Origin of the sequence: Dermabacter sp. Marseille-Q3180 (assembly GCF_940792985.1) — a bacterium.
In the GTDB taxonomy this organism is placed as follows: Bacteria; Actinomycetota; Actinomycetes; order Actinomycetales; family Dermabacteraceae; genus Dermabacter; species Dermabacter vaginalis.
Map to the genome: position 1 here is coordinate 651,558 of NZ_CALNWU010000001.1, position 20,287 is coordinate 671,844.

The following is a 20,287-nucleotide window of genomic DNA, read 5'->3' on the forward strand; positions in this document are numbered from 1 at the left end:
CGTACCGAGAAGTCCGCGAGCGGTCTCGGTATCCTCTCACCAAGCCATGCCGCCCTCGCCAGCTGTCATGTTCTTGGTCGGGCACAGCGAGAACATGCCCCAGCGTCCGAACCTACCGACCTGCTTGCCCTTGAGAGTCCCGCCTTGGGCCTGCGCGGCATCTTCGCCAACCCAGAGGTTGCGCTTCTTTACGATTTCACAGATTTGCTCCATCGCGGCCGGCTGACCGTACAGGTACACGGACTGTACCGCTGCCATTCGCTCGATAATCGCCGCTTCGATTTGCGCGGGTTCCATGCAGAACGTACCAAGATCGGTATCGGTGAAAACTGGCGTCGCTCCTCCTCGCCGATGATGCAATTCTCACCGAGTGGCGCCCTCGCGGACCTGCGCATAGTGCCACACGGCGCTTCCTGCACCGACAGTCGCCTCGGGTGAAACGTCCGCTCCCTCTGCGAGTCGGTAATTGCGCTCGATGTTCATGCCTTCACCTTGCCATCCATAACGTCGTGACGCCGTGACTCCCGCAACCTCGCGCCTTTTTCATACGCAAGATCGCGCAGTTCTGTTTGATACGTCACCATTTTTTCGCGGATCTCGCGCGCCATATCCGAGTCTCCGGAGCCCAGAATCCGAGCGGCGAGCAAGCCGGCATTGGCAGCGCCACCGATCGACACGGTTGCGACGGGCACCCCCTTGGGCATTTGCACGATCGACAGGAGGGAATCCATGCCGTCGAGATGGCGCAGAGGCACCGGGACGCCGATGACGGGTAGAGGTGTGAGCGCGGCGAGCATCCCGGGGAGGTGGGCGGCCCCACCTGCGCCGGCAATGATCACGCGGAGACCGCGCTCGTGCGCCGAACGTCCGTACTGGACCATGTCTTCGGGCATGCGGTGGGCGCTCACGACCTCGACCTCGCATGCGATGCCGAAATGGGCGAGCTGTTCTTCAGCGTCTTTCATCACGGGGTAGTCCGAATCGGACCCCATGACGATACCGACCAGGGGCTTCTTACTCATGTGTCATTCCTTCGATTCGTCGCCGGTCACGATGGTGTGCGCCGCGGCGCGAGCACGACGCTCGGTCTGTTCGAGGTCCGTGCCGAGGGCCGTGACGTGACCGAGTTTGCGGCCCTGACGCACGCTTTTGCCGTACAGGTGAACCTTGATTGCGGCGTCGTGCGCGAACGCCTCGCGCGCTCCCTCGGCGAGGTTCTCGCGCGTGTCACCGAGGGTATTGACCATGACGGTCCACGGGGAGGTTGGCGTGGTGTCACCGAGCGGGAGATCCGCGACAGCGCGAAGGTGCTGCTCGAACTGGCTAGTGACGCATCCGTCCATACTCCAGTGGCCCGTGTTGTGGGGGCGCATCGCGAGCTCATTCACGGCGATGCGCCCATCGGGGTATTCGAAGAGCTCAACGGCGAGCATTCCCACCACGCCGAGGTCGTTCGCGATATTCGCGGCAAGGTCACGGGCGCGCGTGGAGGCTTCGACAGAGAGTCCAGGTGCGGGCGCGCTCACGCGGAAGCACACGCCGTCTTTTTGCTCGGATTCGGTTACGGGATACGAGGCAATCTCTCCGCCGGGGCGCCTCGCGACCTGTGCTGAAAGTTCACGCACGAAGGGAACCCGTTCCTCGGCAAGCAGCGGCTCGCCTCGCTCGAGCCAGTCCCGCGCATCCTCAATGGCGCGAACCCGCCTCACCCCGTGGCCGTCGTAGCCGCCGCGCGCGGTCTTCAGGATGAGGTCTCCCCCGCTCTTGCGGAGGGCGGTTTCGAGGTCAACTTCAGTTTCGACCCGCCACCATGCGGGGCACGGATGTCCAAGTTCAGTGAGCCGCGCGCGCATCGCAAGCTTGTCCTGGGCGTACACGAGGGCCTCCGGGCCGGGCCTCACCGCAACCCCCTCGTGCTCGAGGGCGTGGAGGAGACCGGTGGGGACGTGCTCGTGGTCGAAGGTGACGACGTCGACGCTCCGCGCGAATGCCGTGACCGCTTCGGGGTCATCGTGATGCCCGAGCATCACGTGTGGGCTCACGCGCGCCGCCGATTCATCCGGGGAGGTCGCGAGGACGTGGAGTTCAAGGTCAAGCTCGATCGCGACGGGAATCATCATGCGTGCGAGCTGGCCACCGCCGATCACGCCTATGCGCGGTGGCCGCACAGTTTTCTTCTCGGTCGTGCTGGGCTGAGTGGGGGCGTGTTGGGTACTCACGCGGCTAGTGTAGTGCGCCGCTCTCGCCTGTGTCTTCGACGCGCGGAACACTCACGGCGCCGGTGGCCAATGCCTCAGGCGTAGTTGCCGCTGAGGCTGCGGCTTCTCGCTGGTGCCGCTCCGCGCGCCGCTTTTCGCGTCGCGCAACAAGCCCGTGGGGTTTGGCTGGGGCCGACGGTTGCTGGCCCTCCGCGTTTCCGAGCTCGGGATCCTCGGGAGCGGGCGCCGTCGACAGGAAGATGCCAAAGCGCGCGGGGCGTTCGTCGATGAGCTCGAGTCGACCGCCGTCGTCTTCCACGAGGGTGCGAGCGAGGGCAAGCCCCACGCCGGTCCCGCTCGAGCCCTTACCGGAAACGGAACGTTCGAAAATTCGCTGACCGAGCGAGGGATCAATCCCCTCGCCTTCGTCGGAAACCTCGATCACGGTGGATTGCTCATTGCGGCGAACCTTGACGCGCGTAGTACCCCCGCCGTGGGCGAGGGAGTTCTCGATGAGCGTGGCAATGACCTGCGTAAGCGGCCCATGCGATGCCCACACGGCAGCAGCGTGCGGGACCTGGATCCGCAGTTCTCGTTCCGCGCCGCGGAAGGCATGTTTCCATTCCTCGGCTTGCTGCACGAGCACCTGCCGAAGGTCGACCACGCCGGGGGTGCGGCGCTGTGAGGCGCGAGGCGCGTTGATGAGGTCATGGACGACCTGAGTGAGGCGGTCCACCTGCTCGAGTGACACGCGCGCTTCCTCACGCACCCACTCCTCCGAACTCGTCGCGAGGATCTCGTCGAGTCGCATGGAAAGCGCGGTGAGGGGTGTGCGCAATTGGTGGGAGGCGTCAGAGGCGAGCGCAGATTCCGCTTCGAGCCTCTCTGTGAGCATGGCACCCGAACGCGTGAGTTCAACCGCGACAGTGTCGATTTCTGCGATCCCGCTCGGCTTCCACTCTGATCGGCTCCTGCCGCTCCCGAGCTCCTCGGCTCGTCGTGTCAAGCGGACGAGGGGGGCCGAGAGTCTTTGCGCTTGCCACAGCGCGACCGATACGCCGATCGCGATCGCGCTGATCGCGGCCACGAGGATGAGCACCCATGCACTTGCGGTGTGGGCGCGCACGTCGGATTGGGGGATTCGCACGGTGACGATCTGACCGTTAACCCCTTGCGCTGACTGCTGCAGGGCATCGGGCCCGGCATCTTCGCCCGCTTCGAGCTCAGCGTTTTGGTAGTTCACCGCGATCTGGACGTCGAGGTTGACGACTTGGTCCACGGTTTCTTGGAGCATCGTCTCATCGATCGGAAGTCCTTCGTTGAGCCGGTGGTCGGTCTCCGAAATGACGTCTTGGAGCAACGTGCCGGCTTGCGCCGAGAGATTGTCACGCACGGCTGTAAGCCACGCCGCGCCAAGGGGAATGCCGAGCAGGAGGACCGCGAGGAGCACGGTCATGAGGGTCGCCTGCAGAACTCGAAGCTGCATCGTTCGCGCCTACTGCGCCCTAGTGGGCGTCGGTGTCTTCGAAGCGAAAGCCCACGCCACGTACGGTCGTGATGCGCCTTGGGCTCGTCGCGTCATCACCGAGCTTGCGGCGCAGCCACGAGATGTGCATGTCGAGCGTTTTCGTGGAACCCCACCATTCGGCACCCCAGACCTCACGCATGAGATCGTCACGCGTGACAACGCTGCCTGCCTCACGCATGAGTACGGCGAGGAGATCAAATTCCTTCGCGCTGAGCGAGAGCTCCTCGTCGTCGACGTACACGCGGCGCGCCGAAGGGTCGAGGCTTACGCCGTTGATGTCGTACGTGCTTGCGCTCGTGTCTTCAACAACCTGAGTGCGACGCAAAAGAGCCCTAATGCGGGCTTGAAGTTCTCCAAGGCGGAACGGCTTGGTCACGTAATCGTCGGCGCCTGCATCGAGGCCCACGACTGCGTCGACCTCGTCGGCACGCGCCGTGAGGATCAGTACGGGAGCCTCGAGGCCTCCCTTGCGCAGCCTCCTGCACACTTCGAGGCCGTCGATATCGGGGAGACCAAGATCGAGGATTACGAAATCGATGTGGCCTTCGGTGGCGGCAATCGTCAGCGCGTCGATCCCTCGCGACGCTCTCACAACGGAATAGCCTTCGCGATCGAGGGCGCGCGAGAGAGGCTCTGCAATCGCCGAATCGTCTTCAACGAGAAGTAGTCGTGTCACGAAGTCATCCTTACCAAAATGCGTGTGCTCCCGCTGTGAAAAGCGCGAGCCGTCAAGCGACTCTCTACTCTCTCACGAGTGACGCTCGATGAGCGAGGCCGCGGCTCGCTCGACCCTCACAATTGTCGTCTCCCCTATGCCGTGCAGTTCTTCTGTCCACTCTGCGACACGCCTGAACCCGCCGGGGAAGGCGCGGTCGACGAGATCCGCTGTTTCACCGTCGATCACAACTGCACCTGGTTCGGCGATTCCTTCGAGACGGGCGGCGAGGTTGACCTTGGGGCCAAACACATCCCCGTAACGCGAAAACATATTCCCCCAGGCGAGGCCAACGCGCACGTTCGGGAGCGAAGGCTGGCGCTTAATGTTCTCGGCAATCGAGAGTGCGATCCGCACGCCGTCTTCGGGCGTGTCGGCGAGGAACATGACCTCGTCACCCACGGTTTTCACAACGCGCCCGCCACCGTCGGAAATGACATCCCGCGTGAGGTTTTCGAAGTCCCTAATCACACCCGCGAGCTCGATTCCATCGATCGACTGGGCAAGGCGCGTGAACTGCACGAGGTCGGCAAAGCCTACGGCGCGCGGGAGGGGAAGCGACTCGTCGTCCCAGTCACTCGTCGAGGTACGCAGGATCTCGGCGCCCGCACGCGCGGTATAGGCCGACATCTGTCGTCGAAACACGTGGATGGCCTGGTGCTCGAAGATCTCGATGAACTGCGGGACCGTTTCAAGCATGTGCATGCGTGCTTCGGTGTCACTCATGTCGTGGCGCTGCTTCGCATCGTCCACGAGCGCTTCGGTGAGCCACATGGCAAGGCGCCCCATGTGAAACCCCAGCCCGCGCACGATCGTGACAAACGTATCGTCGCTGAGCGTTCCATCGTTCACGAGCGCGGCGAGGTCGGCGATCGCTTCGGCGTCGTCTTCGGTAAAGGCGGTCGTGTCGAGGGCAACGTTCGAAAATCCGAGCCCGCGCCAGTAATCGGTACTGAGCTGCCGGTCGACATTGAAATCTTCTTCGAGGTCGCGCCTGGAGTACTCCCGTTCACCGTCGAGAAGGGAGCGCTCAAGGGCACCGATAGCGCCTCGCACGCGCGCGAAGCGTTCGTTGAGGGCATTCGGCATGGCTCCCTCGGCGCTATGCTCGCTCGGCTCCTCGCGATCGTGAACGATGCTCATCTGGTCCTTTCGTCTTCTTCTCGCCTTGCCCGCCGGGTGATTCTCCCCCTCCGGGGCGCGCAAGGTGCACGTCGGCGGCGTCGAGGGCGTGGCGGCCTCGCTCCGCATTCTCCACGAGGAGCCTGCCCGTCGGATCAACGTCGAGCGCGTGCGCGTCGTACCGCGCACCTGCCGGTGTGACTACGACAACCCGCGACCCGAGAGTGAGGCAGTTCACAGCATACCGCGTTCGCAGGTCCCGAAAGTCCCTTCCTCCAGAATCCACGAGCGCGAAAATGCGCGCGATGTTTCGCGCGAGCACCTCGCCGAACTCGCGGCGTTCCTCAAGGTCACTGAGCGCGGCGCCGTATCGCGAATCAAGACTCGCGAGCGTCGCCGCTTTCTCAAGCCCTTCGTGTTCTCGTTCGATCGTCCCCGCGAGATTGACTCCGACCCCCGCGAGGAGACGCCCCGCGTCCACGCGCACGAGGATCCCCGCGATCTTCTCCCCCGCCGGCGAGAGGATGTCATTTGGCCATTTAAGCCCGGGCAGAGGCGCCCCAGGCGCGACCTCGGCACAGGTGTCGAGCACGGCAAGCGCGCTCGCGAGCGGATACCAGCCGCGAAGCTGCGGGGCCGGCAGTGGCCAGGCAACCGTCAACGCGAGCGATTCGCCCGGCCTGTTCTGCCACCGCCTACCTTGACGGCCGTGTCCCGCGCGCTGATCGAGAGTCATGAGCGCAAATGGCGCTTCGAGCGCGTCGTACGGCGGTTCGGCAAGAATGTCGAGGGTTGAGGTGCACGAGTGCACGTATTCAATGCGCAGCGGCTCGCTCACGTACTTTTGCTCCCTCATTTTTCGTGCATGGCGTACACTCACGAGAGCAATTGTGCCAGGCCACGACGGAGCAGGAGTGGGAGTGAACGAGACGCCGAGGCGGTCCACCACCGCCGAGAGACTTGAAGAACTTCGGTCTCGCGAGAATGCGGCCGTCACGGAGGCGGGCGCAAGCGCGATCAAAAAACAGCACGCGCGGGGGAAGAAAACTGCCCGCGAGCGCATCGAGGAACTTCTCGATTCGGGCTCGTTCGTGGAGACCGATCGCTTCGTGCGCCACCAAAGCCATAACTTCGGGCTCGAAAAGAAGCGCATCGACGGTGACGGCATCGTCACGGGTTACGGCACGATCGACGGCCGCCAGGTCTGCGTGTACTCGCAGGATTTCACTGTCCTCGGTGGCTCTCTCGGCGAGGCCCACGGGAAGAAGATTCAAAAAATCCAGGATCTCGCTCTCTCGACCGGGGTGCCGATCATCGGCATTCTTGACGGCGGGGGCGCACGCATCCAGGAAGGTGTCGCTTCACTCGCGACCTTCGCGGGAATCTTCCGCCGCAACACTCGCGCATCGGGCGTCATCCCCCAAATCTCGCTCATCATGGGGCCGGCAGCGGGGGGTGCGGTGTACTCCCCCGCCCTGACCGACATCATCGTGATGGTCGAGAAGTCCTCCCATATGTTCATCACCGGCCCGGACGTCATCAAGACCGTCACGGGCGAGAACGTGGGCTTCGAGGAGCTCGGCGGCGCCCGCACCCATTCGAGCACATCTGGCGTCGCGCACTACATGGCTAGCGATGAGTCGGATGCGCTCGATTACGTGCGCGATCTGCTCTCTTATCTCCCCGCGAACACCCTCACAGAAGCTCCCGTCTACCCTGACGAAGCCGACCTTGAGCCGACCCCCGAGGATCGCGCACTTGATCGCCTTATCCCGGATTCCCCGAATCAGCCCTACGACATGCAGAGCGTCATCGAGGCCATCCTCGACGACGAGTTCCTTGAACTCCACGGAAACTTCGCAAAGAACGTCGTGGTGGGTTTCGGACGCGTCGAAGGCCATAGCGTGGGCATCGTCGCGAATCAGCCCTCGCAGCTCGCGGGCACACTCGATATCGATGCGAGCGAGAAAGCCGCGCGCTTCGTGCGCCTGTGCGACTCCTATAACGTCCCCGTGCTCACGCTCGTCGACGTCCCGGGCTTCCTCCCGGGCACTGATCAGGAGTACGGCGGAATTATTAGGCGTGGCGCAAAGCTTCTGTACGCATACGCGGAGGCAACGGTCCCGCTCGTGACTGTCATCACTCGCAAAGCGTACGGCGGCGCCTACATTGTCATGGGGTCAAAGGAGCTTGGCGCTGACGTCAATCTCGCGTGGCCCACGGCCCAGATCGCCGTGATGGGTGCGCAGGGCGCGGTCAATATTCTTCACCGCAAGGAACTTAAGGCCGCTACCGAAGCGGGCAAGGATGCCGAGGCTCTCCGCGCACAATTCCAAGCGGAGTACGAGGAGACGTTCGCGAATCCCTACGTTGCGGCCGAACGCGGCCTCCTCGACGGCGTGATTCAGCCGCACGAAACGCGTGAGGCGATCACGCGCGCGCTTCGTGCCCTGCGGACGAAGCGCGACGCACTGCCCACGAAAAAGCACGGGAATATCCCACTGTGAGCACCGAAGAATCGGTCACGGTCCCAACGGCGAGCCCCGCGCACGACGAGCCGAGTAGCCCGAGCGTCGAGCTTGTTTCGGGCCACCTTGCTGATCACGAGATCGCGGCGATCGCGGTCGCCGTCGCGGCGATGAGTGCCATCTCGCGCGAAGAGGCGCATCAGCGCGAAATAGCAGAGCGCGCGGGTCACTCCACATCGGCATGGAACTCTCCCGTGGCCACGCACAGGTCGGCGTATCCCCTGCGGGCAAGCGCGGGACCGAAGTCGTGGATGTTCTCCCAGCGCTAGCGCCCACGGTTAGAGTGGTGCCATGACAACGATGCGTACCCCTAGCCCCACCGACAATCTTGCGAACGGCTTTGTTGAGCGTTCGATCGCCTTGAGTCCCATGACGGCCACGAGTCTCGGCACCCCCGGCCAGGATCACCTCATGGATGACCTCTCCCCCGAAGGCCTCGAGCAAGTGGCGGCCCTGGCCCGCGACACTCTCGCAGGACTCGATTCCGTTGAGCGCGAGCACCCCGGCGACGCCGTCGATCGCGTCACGCGTGCGGCCATGCGCGAGCGCCTCGGTCTCGAACTCGAACACCACGACGCGCTCCTCACGCATGCCTCGGTCAACAACATCGCGTCGCCTGTCCAGGGCATCCGCAGCATTTTCGACATGATGCCGCAGGAAACCGCTGAGGACTGGGCCACCATCAGCGAACGCCTCTCCCGCGTGCCTGAGGCCGTGCACGGTTATGCCGAGTCGCTTCGGTACGCCGCCTCGAAGGGAATTCTCGCGGCGAAGCGCCAGCAGCGCATTGGCGCGGAGCAGTCGCGTTCCTTTACGAAGGCCGACGGTTTCTTCCCCTCTCTCGTGGCAAAGTCTGGCCTCGAGGGCTCGGCCCGCGAGGATTTTGAGCGCCGCGTGGCACTCGCATGCGAGGCATACAACGAACTTGCGGCCGTGTTCGATGACCTTGAGAAGAAAGCCCCCGAGAAAGATGCGGTGGGCCGCGAGGCCTACCAGCTTGGGGCGCGCACGTTCCTCGGCGAAGAGATCGACGTCGAGGAGGCATACGAGTTCGGTGTTGAGGAACTCACCCGATTGATCGACGAGCAAAAGCGCGTCGCCTCGCGCCTCAATGCGCACTATGGCAACGGCGGCGGCGATTCGATCGACGCGGCGATGGCTTCGCTCAATGCCGATGAAGCACTCGTGCTGCACGGTACCGACAGCCTCAAAGCGTGGATGCAAGAGCTTTCCGATGCCGCAATCCGTGACCTTGCGGGCACCCACTTCGACATCCCGGAAGAGCTCACACGCCTCGAATGCATGATCGCCGAGACAGGCGCGGGCGGCATCTACTACACGGGCCCAAGCGAGGACTTCTCACGCCCGGGCCGCATGTGGTGGGACACCCCCGCCGGGGTTGACACGTTCCGCACCTGGAGCGAAACCACGACCGTCTATCACGAGGGTGTTCCCGGCCATCACCTCCAGGTGGGCACGCAGCAGCTTCAGTCGGAGCGTCTCAATCGTTGGCGGGCCTCCTTCATGTGGGTGTCGGGCCACGGCGAGGGCTGGGCTCTCTACGCCGAGCGGCTCATGGAAGAACTCGGCTACCTCAAGACAGACGGGGAAAAGCTCGGCATGCTCATGGAGCAGCGTATGCGCGCGGGCCGTGTCGTTCTCGACATTGGACTCCACAACGAGCTTCCCGTCCCCGAGCGATTCGGTGGCGGAAAGTGGACCTACGAGCGCGGCTGGGACTTCGTGCGCGAACACTGGCGCATGGAGGAGCCCATCCAGCGCTTCGAGTATCATCGCTACCTCGGCTGGGCAGGCCAGGCGCCGAGCTACAAGCTCGGCCAGCGGGTGTGGGAGCAGCTGCGCGATGAGGCTCTCGCACGAGGCACATCGCTGCGAGACTTCCACCGCGAAGCGCTTGAGCTTGGCGGCCTGCCTCTTTCCGTGCTGCGATCCGCTATTTCTGCTCACGGGACCGGCGGGGTCGGGGCATGAGCGGCGGGCTTACCGGGAAAGGTAAAAGGGCCGACGCTTGCCCGGCAACCGTCGGAACCCCGCCGCACGAGCCTCTCCTGCTCCTCGCTTCGCAATCCGCCGGCCGCAAGGCCGTACTTTCACGCGCGGGGATCGAGTTCACGGCGCTGCCCGCGGACGTCGATGAAGATGCCGTTCTTGCCTCCGCACTCGATGCCTCGGGTCAGTTGGCTTTTGAGGACCGCGTGCTGACTCTTGCCCGAGCGAAAGCGGAAGCCTCGTGCGCGGCGAGCGAGGGTGGCTATGTCGTGCTCGGGGGCGATTCCATGCTTGAGTTCGAGGGAGAGCTCGTGGGTAAGCCCCGCACGGCAGAAGCTGCACGCGCACGCTGGCATGCGATGCGCGGGAAGAAAGCACGCCTCCACTCGGGGCATTGGCTCATCGACGATCGCGATCCACTCGACGGTGGGACGGGGGCGACGTTCGGGGAAACCGCGTCGACCGATGTGTACTTTGCCGACGTTTCGGATGCCGAAATCGATGCCTATGTCGAGACTGGCGAGCCGCTCTGGGTTGCCGGTGCCTTCACGATCGACGGCTATGGCGGCCCGTTCATTGAGCGCATCGAGGGCGATCACCACGCGGTCATCGGCCTCTCGCTTCCGCTTCTTCGCCGAATGCTCCGAGAGATCTCCCTCGCGGTCAGCGACCTCTGGCGCCCTGCTCCCATGTCCTAGAACTCCTCCGTCCGCGGGCGGGTATATGCTCGGAAGGTTGCTGAGCACTTCGCCCGACACCTGAGAAGGATCCCGAATGCCAAAGCCTGCACTCCATCGACCGTTCCGCACGGTCCTCATCGCCAACCGCGGTGAGATTGCCGTGCGCATTGCCCGCGCCTGCCGTGACGCCGGGCTCCGATCGATCGCCGTGTACTCCGACTCGGATCGCGATGCCCTCCACACGCGCATCGCGGATGAGGCCTACGCCCTCGGTGGCACGAGCGCCGCGCAAAGCTACCTCGTGATCGACAAGCTTCTCGACATCGCTCAGCGAAGCGGAGCCGAAGCGATCCATCCCGGCTACGGTTTCCTCTCGGAACGCGCTGATTTCGCGCAGGCCGTCATCGATGCGGGCCTCGTGTGGATCGGGCCGAGCCCCGACGCAATCGAAAAGCTCGGCGACAAGGTCTCTGCGCGCCACATCGCGCAAGCCGCGGGTGCACCACTCGTGGCCGGCACGAAGGACCCGGTCAAGGATTCCGGTGAAGTTGTGGCATTTGCGAAGGAGCACGGCCTCCCGATTGCGATCAAGGCCGCTTTCGGTGGCGGTGGTCGCGGCCTCAAAGTCGCGCGCGAGCTCGACGAGGTGCGCGAGCTTTTTGATTCCGCGACCCGCGAAGCGATCGCGTCGTTCGGTCGCGGCGAATGCTTCGTCGAGCGCTATCTCGATTCTCCTCGCCACGTGGAGACTCAATGCCTCGCCGATAGCCACGGCAACGTCCAAGTCGTCTCCACACGCGACTGCTCGCTTCAGCGCCGCCATCAGAAACTCGTCGAGGAGGCGCCCGCACCGTTCTTAAGCGACGAACAGCACGCCCGCCTCGTGGAGTCGTCAAAAGCCATCCTCAAGGAGGCCAGTTACGTCGGCGCGGGCACGTGTGAGTTCCTCGTAGGCCAGGACGGCACCATTTCGTTCCTCGAAGTCAACACGCGCCTCCAGGTGGAGCATCCCGTGACGGAAGAGGTCACGGGCGTGGACCTCGTGCGCGAACAATTCCGCATCGCCGCGGGCGAGGAGATCTCCCCCGTCGATCCCGAGCCCCGCGGGCACTCCTTCGAGTTCCGCATTAACGGCGAAGACCCGGGCCGTGGGTTCCTCCCCTCTCCCGGGCCGGTCAAGGTTTTCGAGCCGCCGCTCGGCCCCGGCGTTCGCGTTGATTCGGGGGTGCGCACGGGCGATGCGATCTCGGGGCACTTCGACTCAATGCTCGCAAAGCTCATCGTGACGGGGGCGACCCGCGAGGAAGCACTCGAACGCTCGCGTCGTGCACTCGCGGAGTTCCGCATCGAGGGAATCCCCACGGTGATGCCGTTCCACAGGCTCGTGGTGGAGGATCCAGCCTTCGCCCCGCGCCACTCGGATGAGCCCTTCACGGTGCATACGCGCTGGATCGAGACGGAGTTTTCGGGCGACATCGCCCCCGCGCCAGTTCCAAACGCCACGGACGACGTTGAGGATCGTGAGGCGGTCGTCGTCGAGATCGATGGTCGCAAGGTCGAGATCTCGCTTCCCGCCTCGCTCCGCGCGCCTCGCGCACATACTCCGCAGCGCCGTAAACGCCGTACGAGCGCCACGCGGGGAACGGCTTCCGGTGGTCACGCCGTGAGCGCCCCTATGCAGGGCACAATCGTCAAGATCGCCGTCGAGGAGGGGCAGACTGTCGCCGACGGTGACCTGATTCTCGTGCTCGAGGCCATGAAGATGGAGCAGCCGATCCTCGCGCACCGCAGCGGCATCGTCACGAATCTTGACGCGGAAATCGGCGCGACCGTCTCCGCGGGTGCGGAACTCTGCACGATCGAAGACTAAAGGCAGCGCGCGCGAGTAGGCTTGGTGCATGACTGACCACCAACACCACTCATCAGATCCGTACCAGCTCGCCAAGGATGCCGCTCACGCGCTCCGTGAAGCATCCGGCATCGACCACATCGACATTGCGGTCACCCTCGGCTCAGGCTGGTCCGGCGCAGCGGACCTGCTCGGAACCGAGCTCTTTCGCACTTCCGCCGATTCAATCCCGGGATTCCAAAAGCCTTCGGTCAAGGGCCACGTGGGCACCCTGCGTATCATCGAAACGCCCAGTGGCGCTCGTGTGCTCGTGCTGGGCGCCCGCACCCACTACTACGAGGGGCGCGGCGTCAGCGCCACGGTGCACGGCGTGCGCACGGCCGCCGAGTTCGGTGCACGAACCCTTGTGCTCACCAACGGGTGTGGCGGCCTCAACGAACAGTGGAAGCCGGGAAGCCCCGTGCTCATCACCGACCACATCAACTTCACGGGCGACAGCCCGATCACGGGTGCGACATTCGTGGACCAGACCGACATCTACACCCCGCGCTTGCGCGAGATCGCCAAGAAGGTGGATCCAAGTCTCGACGAGGGCGTGTACATGCAGTTCCGCGGCCCGTTCTACGAAACACCCGCCGAGGTTCATATGGCGCGCGTTCTCGGTGCGAGCCTCGTGGGCATGTCGACGGTGCTCGAGGCGATGGCGGCACGCGAAGCGGGCCTCGACGTGCTCGGCTTCTCACTCGTCACAAACCTCGCCGCAGGGATCTCCCCCACCCCGTTGAACCACGAGGAAGTAATCGAGGCCGGTCGAGCCGCAGCTCCTCGCCTCGCGAAACTCCTCTCCGACACTATTCACACCATCGCCAAGGAGAGTGACCGATGAGCACACTCAACCCGGAGCTTTCACAGCGCGCTCGTGCGTGGATGAGCGACGATCCCGATCAGTCGACCCGCGACGACCTTGAGCGCCGCCTGACCGCCGCAGAGGCAGGCGACGAGGCTGAACTCACCGAACTCAAAGGCGCTTTTGACGGCACGCTCCAGTTCGGCACCGCGGGCCTCCGCGGCGCGATGGGGCCTGGCCCAAACCGGATGAACGTTGCAGTCGTCTCGCGGGCCGCCGCAGGCATCGGCGCGTATCTTCGCGAGGTCGTCGGCGAGGCACGAGTGGTAATCGGCTACGACGCGCGCTACAACTCCCGCACGTTTGCCGAAACGAGCGCCGCAATTCTCACGGCCGCGGGGCACCATGTGATCCTCATGCCTCACCACTGGCCCACTCCGGTGCTCGCTCACGCGGTACGTGCCAAGAGCGCCGATTGCGGCATCATGGTCACGGCTTCTCACAACCCCGCACGCGACAACGGCTACAAGGTCTACCTCGGTGGCCGCGCCGCGAGCGAAGACGGCAACGGTGTACAGATCGTGCCGCCCGCGGATGCGCAGATCGCCGCGAAGATTGCCGCCGTAGGCGCGGTGCGAGAGATCCCCCTCGCCGAGAGCGGGTGGGAGGTGATGCCCGAGACTTTCGTCGACGACTACATCGACGCGATCCTCCCCATCATCGACCGAGCTAGCACCGCCGATCAGAACACCGTGCGCACTGCCCGCACCGATCTGCGCATCGTGCACACCGCCATGCACGGCGTGGGCAGCGCAACGATGCTTGCGGCGTTTGAGCGCGCGGGATTCACCGACATCCACAGCGTGAAGGAGCAGCAGGAGCCCGATCCTGACTTCCCCACTGTCCCGTTCCCGAATCCTGAGGAAAAGGGCGCGATTGACCTGGCAGCGAAGCTCGCCGAACAGGTCGAGGCAGATCTGGTCATCGCGAACGATCCCGACGCGGATCGCTGCGCCGCCGCGATCTACGACCCGCGCCGCGAGGCATGGCGCATGCTCCACGGCGATGAGCTTGGGCTTCTTCTCGCCACCTACGTTGCGACTCACCGCCAGGTTGACGGGACCTTCGCGAATTCGATCGTGAGTTCACGCTCCCTCGGAGCGCTCGCCGCGGCTCGCGGTTACGCGAGCACGCAAACCCTCACGGGGTTCAAATGGATCGCACGCGCGAAGAACATCGCGTTCGGCTATGAGGAAGCGATTGGCTACTGCGTGCTTCCCAACGTCGTAAAAGACAAGGACGGCATCTCGGCGGCCCTCGCGATTGCCGAGCTCGCTGCCCTCACGAAGGCGAATGGTTCGAGTCTCGTGGAGCTCCTCGATGAACTCGCGCGTGAACTCGGACTCTACCTCACCTCACAGCTCTCGATTCGCGTCAGCAACCTCGACCTCATCAGCCAGATGATGCACACGCTGCGTACGGCTCCGCCGAGCACGCTCGCGGGCTCGGCTGTCGTCGAAGTGCGCGATCTTGCCGAGGGCTCCCTCGAGACGACCGGCCTTCCGCCCACAAACGGCATGCTCCTGCTCGCCGAGGATGACTCGCGCGTGATCGTGCGCCCCTCCGGAACCGAGCCGAAGCTCAAGGCCTACCTCGAGGTCGTCAGCGAAGTCGAGCAGAACGCGAGTTTTCACGACCTCTCGGCAGCACGCGCTGGCGCGGCCGAGAAGCTCGAGAACATGAAGAAGGAACTCGGCGAGCTCCTTGGCGCGAGAAGCTAGGCGCGCGCCTCTAGCTCAGCCAGGATCGCCGCGGAGCCGGACAGGCCAAGCCTGTTCGCGCCCGCGGCGATCATCTCTTCTGCGGCGTCAAGCGTGCGGATGCCGCCAGAGGCCTTTACGCCGAAGTCTTCGCCAACCGTTTCACGCATGAGCTTCACGGCGTGAGCGGAGGCGCCACCTGCCGGGTGGAAACCGGTGGAGGTCTTCACGAAGTCGGCGCCGGCGCGCTTCGCGGCTTCGCACGAGGCGACGATCTGCTCGTCACTCAACGCGGCAGATTCGATGATGACTTTGAGGACAACGGGCTTCGGCGCGGCCTCACGCACGGCACGAATCTCCTGCTCGGTGAAGTCACTGTCGCCCGCGATCGCACGGCCCACGTTGATCACCATGTCGACTTCTTCGGCACCCTTCTTGACCGAATCGGCGGCTTCAAAGGCCTTCACCTCGGGGGCGACTTGCCCAGAGGGGAAGCCACACACGGTCGCGACGTGGACACTCGTCTCGATCGGGAGCATCGAAGGTGATACACAGATGGAGTAGGTACCGAGCTTTTCGGCCTCGCGCGCGAGGGCGGCGGCGTCGGCGGGAGTCGATTCGGGCTTGAGGAGCGTGTGGTCGATCATGGCGGCCAGCTCGTCATAAGAAACAGGGGTCTTTTCACTGTGAGTTGTCATGCGTTCATTCTCCCACGCTCACACCTCATGTCTCTCAAAACCTCGAGGGCATAGGATGAGGTTCCGTGAGTGATCGCCCCAGCACCCCTTTTCCACGCATAGCAGCCGACCGCGACGGTACCCGGCCCCCGCGCCGCATCGTCCTCCTTTCGGGTCCCTCGGGAAGCGGGAAAGGGCGCCTCGCCGAGCACTCTGGTCTGCCCGTGCTCAATCTCGATGACTTTTACCGCGACCACGATGAAGAAGGTCTGCCTCGCGCGTTCGGGATCGTGGACTGGGACGATCCCGCCTCGTGGCGCGCCGACGACGCTCTCAGGGCCCTCGAAACCCTGTGCCATGAGGGAACCGTCGAGGTACCCACATATTCCATTTCACAGTCACGGCGCACCGGTACGCGCATCTTTAGCGCAGAAGAGTCTCCGCTCGTGATTGCCGAGGGGATTTTCGCTTCTGCACTCGTCGGGGCCCTCGCCGAACGAGGCCTTCTCGCCGATGCCATCGTTCTCGACCGGCCCGCAGCTCTCGTGTTTGGCCTGCGTTTCATCCGTGACGTGCGTCAGGCACGCAAGCCCATCCCGACCCTCGTACGACGTGGTCTCGCACTCGCCCGCTCCCAGGGCCGGGATGTCGATGAGTGGGCACGCGCCGGTATGCGCAGGCTCGCGCTTCGGCCCGCACTCGCCCGCGTAGGCGGGCTCGAGTGCTTATGGGAGGCCGACGCTCGCTCGGCAACCGTCGGGCGCGCACGCTCACACGAAGCCCCGCCAACGATCACGGTGTCGGCCGTATGCTTCTACGCCAAGACCAAAGGAGAATGGCGCGCTCTCGGCGTCCGCAAGCGCGGCACCGAGAAGTTTATGCAGCCGGGCGGCAAACCCGAGGCGGGCGAAACTCCGCTCGAGTGTGCGACCAGGGAGATTCGCGAGGAACTCCACCTGCGCCTCGACCCGGAAAAACTCGAACATCTCGGCCATTTCCGTACGGCCGCGGCGAACGAGGCCGGTACCCTCCTCATCTCCGACGTCTTTCTCGCACCCGAGGTCGCAAACCCCGAGGAATTCACCCCGCACGCGGAAATCGAAGAAGTACGCTGGTTCCCCCTCGACACCAATCAGATCGTCGATGCTCACGTGCTCGCACCGCTTTTCCGTGACGAGGTGCTCCCCCGCTTGCGCGCGAGGCTCGGCACCGCGGACTGAGCAGCGAAAAGGCCGGGCGAACCGCACCTCACTCGTGCGGCTCAGCCCAGCCGATGCGGTCCTTAGGCGAGGCGGTCGAGCACGAGTGAGCCCCGCTCAAACTCGTCGACGTTCTCGAGCTTCCACGCCCCATCAATAGCCTCGAGGGAACGCGCAAAGCGATCTTCGGTGTCGGTGAGGAGCGTCGCGAGAACCTCCCCCTTTGTCACCCGATCGCCAACCGTCTTGTGGATGCGCACGCCGGCACCGAACTGCACAGCTTCACCCGGACGCGAGCGCCCCGCGCCGAGGCGCCAACCGGCAACACCGACCTTCATGGCGTCAAGGCCCGTGACGCAACCGTCGGAATCCGCAATAATCTCGTGGCTGTGCTTCGCAACCGGAAGTGCGGCCTCCGGATCACCGCCCTGCGCGCGGATCATCGCTTTCCACGTGTCCATCGCACGGCCATCCTTGAGCGCCGCATCGACATCAACGTCCTTGAGACCCGCTGCCGCGAGCATCTCGGTTGCGAGGGCAACGGTGAGTTCGACGACGTCGGCGGGACCGCCGCCGGCGAGCACCTCGACGCTCTCCTCCACTTCGATCGCGTTGCCAACGGCGCGCCCGAGCGGCACCGACATATCGGTGAGAAGCGCGACCGTGTTGACACCCGCATCGGTGCCGAGGTCGACCATCGTGCGCGCAAGCTCGCGTGCCATCTGCTCATCTTCCATGAACGCGCCCGCACCGGTCTTGACATCGAGCACGAGTGAGGCTGTGCCCTCGGCAATTTTCTTGCTCATGATCGAGCTCGCAATGAGCGGAATGCAGTTGACGGTTCCGGTGACATCGCGCAGCGCGTAGAGCTTCTTATCGGCAGGAGCGAGTCCACTACCCGCCGCGCACACAACCGCGCCGACGCTCTCGAGTTGACGCATCATCTCGTCGTTCGTGAGGTTCGCACGCCAGCCGGGAATCGACTCGAGCTTATCGAGCGTGCCCCCCGTGTGGCCGAGACCTCGCCCGCTGAGCTGCGGGACCGCCACGCCAAAGGACGCGACGAGTGGAGCGAGCGGGAGGGTAATCTTATCGCCCACGCCGCCAGTCGAGTGCTTATCGGTCGTCGTCTTCGAGAGCGCATCAAAGCTCATGCGCTCGCCCGAAGCGATCATGGCCTTCGTCCACAGGGCGATCTCCTCGCGGTTCATGCCATTGAGGTAGATTGCCATCGCGAGCGCGCTCATCTGTTCTTCGGCGATCACGCCACGCGTGTAGGCGTCGATCGTCCAGGCGATTTGCTCGGGAGTGAGCTCGCGTTTATCCCGCTTTGCCTGAATCACGTCAACGGCATCGAATGCTTCGGCCATGGTTAGTCCTTTCAACAGTTGCGGTGGTGAACGCGCCGCTACGCGCTCGGAGCAGCAGCGTCGAGGTCGGCAGGCCCAAAGGACTGCGGGAGCATCTCCTCGAGGCTTGCTTCGCCCTTCGGCGTGAGGATCGTGAAGTCGCTGGCGGCGTGCTCGGCGAGGAGCTGCCGGCAGCGCCCACACGGCATGATGACCTCACCTAGGCGATTCACACACACGAATGCGCGGATCTTGCCACCGCCGGTCGCCACAAGCTCGGAGATCATGCCGCACTCGGCGCACAGCGTCACGCCGTAGCCGGCGTTCTCAACGTTGCATCCGCGCACGAGGCGACCATCATCCACGAGGCCCGCGGCTCCCACGGGGTAACGGGAATACGGCACATAGGCGCGCGCTGCAACCTCGCGCGCCGCCTGGAGTAGAGGCTCAAAATCCACCATCGTCAACGCACCTTTTACTGCTTGATGTAAGGCTCGCCGTCGGCGGCGGGAACGCGCACGCGTCCCACGAAGCCCGCAACGGCGAATAGGGTCACGACGTACGGCAGCATCGCGAGGAACTCCGAGGGCACGGTGGCCTTGTGAAGGTCCGGCGGAAGCGAACTCGAGAGGATGCCGAGGTTCTGCTGGAGCGCGGTCGCGAACGCGAAGAAGAGCGCCGCACACATCGCCCCCACGGGGTGGTAGCGGCCAAGGATCATCGCGGCAAGCGCAATATAGCCCTTGCCAGCGCTCATCTCTTTCGCGAAGGCCACGTTCGTGCCAATCGTGAGAGTCGCACCGCCGAGGCCGGCGACCGCGGATCCCAAGAGGACGTTGCTCCAGCGGGTCTTCGCAACGTTGATGCCCACGGTGTCGGCGGCGAGCGGATGCTCACCTACGGCGCGCACACGAAGGCCCCAGCGGGTCCAAAAGAGCGCGGTCGTGAGAACGGCAACGATCACCCACATGAGATACACGAGGATGTTCTGGTCGAAGAGCGCCGGACCGATCACCGGGATGTCGGAGAGCACCGGCACGCGAAGATTAGGAAGCCGCATGGGGGTGTTGAAGTGTTCCGGATCCTGCTTCATGAGAGTGCCAAAGAGGAAGCCCGTCAGCCCAATCGCGAGCACATTCAGCACCACACCCACAATGATCTGCTGAACGTGGTAGCCCACGGCAAAGAGCGCGAGTAGGGCGCCGATGAGAAGAGCCACCACCGGGGCGGCGATCATGCCGATCCAGGGGCTACCCGTCATCGAGCCCACGAGTGCCGCACCGAAGGCGCCAAGGAGCAGCTGCCCCTCGATCGCGATGTTCACGACGCCCGCGCGCTCCGAAAGCACGCCCGAGAGTGCACCGAACACGAGCGGGACCGCAAGTGCGAGGGTGGCCTGAAGCAGGTAACCGAGGTCGAGCGCCTGGCCCGCGACTGCCCACACGAGGAAGTCAAAGGCCCACAGCACGCCAAAAACGACCTGCACGAGACCCTTGGTGCCGCGTGGCCACGCGAGGTTTTTCGCCTGCACGATCCACGTAAGGACCGCGAGGGCGACGAGAATGAGGCCCAGCACAAGCGAGGTTGCTTGCGCGGGCATCGAAATTTTCTGGGGCACCCCCATGTCGGTAAACATCGATTCGCGGGCGATCGTGAAGGTCGAATCGTGCCCTGGAACCGCACCAAGCCAAAAGCCCGCAAGGGCGATGAGAGCAAAGATGCTCAGGGCTAAGGGCATGTGCCACCAATTCGGGAGGCGCCCCTTGACCGTATCGAGAACGACAACGTCATCGGTGGGAAGCGCGCGAGGATCGTGAGCGCTCAT

At 64.3% G+C, this 20,287-nt stretch carries 19 protein-coding genes; 8 read left to right on the plus strand and 11 right to left on the minus strand.

The annotated features are described in order from the left end of the window. Positions 1 to 36: 36 nt before the first annotated feature. From NBW56_RS02990 to NBW56_RS03025, 7 genes are all read right to left on the minus strand, one after another. The gene (locus NBW56_RS02990) at positions 37 to 360 is read right to left on the minus strand and encodes a DegT/DnrJ/EryC1/StrS family aminotransferase (RefSeq protein ID WP_150332950.1); all 324 of its coding nucleotides are present in this window, start codon (positions 358 to 360) and stop codon (positions 37 to 39) included. A 119-nt stretch (positions 361 to 479) separates the two neighbouring features. Beyond that, a complete protein-coding gene (gene purE, locus NBW56_RS03000; RefSeq protein ID WP_250257936.1) occupies positions 480 to 1,022 on the minus strand; it encodes a 5-(carboxyamino)imidazole ribonucleotide mutase in 543 nt (180 codons plus the stop codon). Between the two features lie 3 nt (positions 1,023 to 1,025). After that, positions 1,026 to 2,219 carry a 5-(carboxyamino)imidazole ribonucleotide synthase gene (locus tag NBW56_RS03005; RefSeq protein WP_250257937.1) on the minus strand — a complete coding sequence of 398 codons (1,194 nt, stop codon included), beginning with the start codon at positions 2,217 to 2,219 and terminating at the stop codon, positions 1,026 to 1,028. Positions 2,220 to 2,223: 4 nt separating this feature from the next. After that, entirely contained in the window at positions 2,224 to 3,684 is a 1,461-nt protein-coding gene (locus tag NBW56_RS03010; protein WP_065248140.1) for a sensor histidine kinase, read from the minus strand. Positions 3,685 to 3,703: 19 nt separating this feature from the next. Next, positions 3,704 to 4,402 (minus strand): response regulator transcription factor, encoded by a 699-nt coding sequence (locus tag NBW56_RS03015; RefSeq protein ID WP_065248141.1) that lies wholly within the window; start codon positions 4,400 to 4,402, stop codon positions 3,704 to 3,706. Between the two features lie 72 nt (positions 4,403 to 4,474). After that, the gene (locus NBW56_RS03020) at positions 4,475 to 5,584 is read right to left on the minus strand and encodes an adenylate/guanylate cyclase domain-containing protein (protein WP_126846554.1); all 1,110 of its coding nucleotides are present in this window, start codon (positions 5,582 to 5,584) and stop codon (positions 4,475 to 4,477) included. Then, positions 5,544 to 6,443: a biotin--[acetyl-CoA-carboxylase] ligase gene (locus tag NBW56_RS03025; protein ID WP_250257938.1), complete on the minus strand. Its 900-nt coding sequence runs from the start codon at positions 6,441 to 6,443 to the stop codon at positions 5,544 to 5,546. Before NBW56_RS03025 ends, NBW56_RS03020 begins: the two co-directional genes overlap by 41 nt. Before the next feature lie 40 nt (positions 6,444 to 6,483). On the opposite strand from NBW56_RS03025, the gene NBW56_RS03030 reads away from it, so the two are divergent. From NBW56_RS03030 to NBW56_RS03060, 7 genes are all read left to right on the plus strand, one after another. Continuing rightward, the gene (locus NBW56_RS03030) at positions 6,484 to 8,070 is read left to right on the plus strand and encodes an acyl-CoA carboxylase subunit beta (protein WP_065248144.1); all 1,587 of its coding nucleotides are present in this window, start codon (positions 6,484 to 6,486) and stop codon (positions 8,068 to 8,070) included. Further along, complete coding sequence (locus NBW56_RS03035) at positions 8,067 to 8,360, plus strand: acyl-CoA carboxylase epsilon subunit (protein WP_126846559.1); 294 nt, start codon at positions 8,067 to 8,069, stop codon at positions 8,358 to 8,360. The genes NBW56_RS03030 and NBW56_RS03035 overlap by 4 nt, the downstream gene beginning before the upstream one ends. A gap of 22 nt (positions 8,361 to 8,382) precedes the next feature. Beyond that, positions 8,383 to 10,083 (plus strand): DUF885 domain-containing protein, encoded by a 1,701-nt coding sequence (locus NBW56_RS03040; protein ID WP_126846561.1) that lies wholly within the window; start codon positions 8,383 to 8,385, stop codon positions 10,081 to 10,083. Further along, positions 10,080 to 10,799, plus strand: a complete 720-nt coding sequence (locus NBW56_RS03045; protein WP_126846563.1) for a Maf family protein — start codon at positions 10,080 to 10,082, stop codon at positions 10,797 to 10,799. The genes NBW56_RS03040 and NBW56_RS03045 overlap by 4 nt, the downstream gene beginning before the upstream one ends. A gap of 76 nt (positions 10,800 to 10,875) precedes the next feature. Next, complete coding sequence (locus NBW56_RS03050) at positions 10,876 to 12,651, plus strand: acetyl/propionyl/methylcrotonyl-CoA carboxylase subunit alpha (RefSeq protein WP_250257939.1); 1,776 nt, start codon at positions 10,876 to 10,878, stop codon at positions 12,649 to 12,651. 28 nt (positions 12,652 to 12,679) lie between these two features. Beyond that, positions 12,680 to 13,516, plus strand: a complete 837-nt coding sequence (locus tag NBW56_RS03055; protein ID WP_239378725.1) for a purine-nucleoside phosphorylase — start codon at positions 12,680 to 12,682, stop codon at positions 13,514 to 13,516. Beyond that, positions 13,513 to 15,258 (plus strand): phospho-sugar mutase, encoded by a 1,746-nt coding sequence (locus NBW56_RS03060; protein ID WP_250257940.1) that lies wholly within the window; start codon positions 13,513 to 13,515, stop codon positions 15,256 to 15,258. Before NBW56_RS03055 ends, NBW56_RS03060 begins: the two co-directional genes overlap by 4 nt. Here NBW56_RS03060 and deoC read toward each other — a convergent pair. Continuing rightward, the gene (deoC, locus tag NBW56_RS03065) at positions 15,255 to 15,935 is read right to left on the minus strand and encodes a deoxyribose-phosphate aldolase (protein ID WP_065248150.1); all 681 of its coding nucleotides are present in this window, start codon (positions 15,933 to 15,935) and stop codon (positions 15,255 to 15,257) included. The genes NBW56_RS03060 and deoC overlap by 4 nt on opposite strands. A gap of 65 nt (positions 15,936 to 16,000) precedes the next feature. Between deoC and NBW56_RS03070 the strand changes: the two genes are divergently transcribed. Further along, positions 16,001 to 17,134 (plus strand): NUDIX domain-containing protein, encoded by a 1,134-nt coding sequence (locus NBW56_RS03070; RefSeq protein ID WP_250257941.1) that lies wholly within the window; start codon positions 16,001 to 16,003, stop codon positions 17,132 to 17,134. 62 nt (positions 17,135 to 17,196) lie between these two features. On the opposite strand, the gene NBW56_RS03075 is transcribed toward NBW56_RS03070, so the two are convergent. Genes NBW56_RS03075 through NBW56_RS03085 form a run of 3 tightly spaced genes read right to left on the minus strand, consistent with a single transcriptional unit; the run spans position 17,197 to position 20,287 of the window. Beyond that, positions 17,197 to 18,483, minus strand: coding sequence for a thymidine phosphorylase (locus NBW56_RS03075; protein WP_250257942.1), 1,287 nt, complete (start codon positions 18,481 to 18,483; stop codon positions 17,197 to 17,199). Positions 18,484 to 18,521: 38 nt separating this feature from the next. Beyond that, positions 18,522 to 18,923 carry a cytidine deaminase gene (locus NBW56_RS03080; protein WP_074299097.1) on the minus strand — a complete coding sequence of 134 codons (402 nt, stop codon included), beginning with the start codon at positions 18,921 to 18,923 and terminating at the stop codon, positions 18,522 to 18,524. Between the two features lie 14 nt (positions 18,924 to 18,937). Next, on the minus strand, positions 18,938 to 20,287 hold the full coding sequence (locus tag NBW56_RS03085; protein ID WP_074299099.1) for an ABC transporter permease: 1,350 nt from the start codon (positions 20,285 to 20,287) through the stop codon (positions 18,938 to 18,940).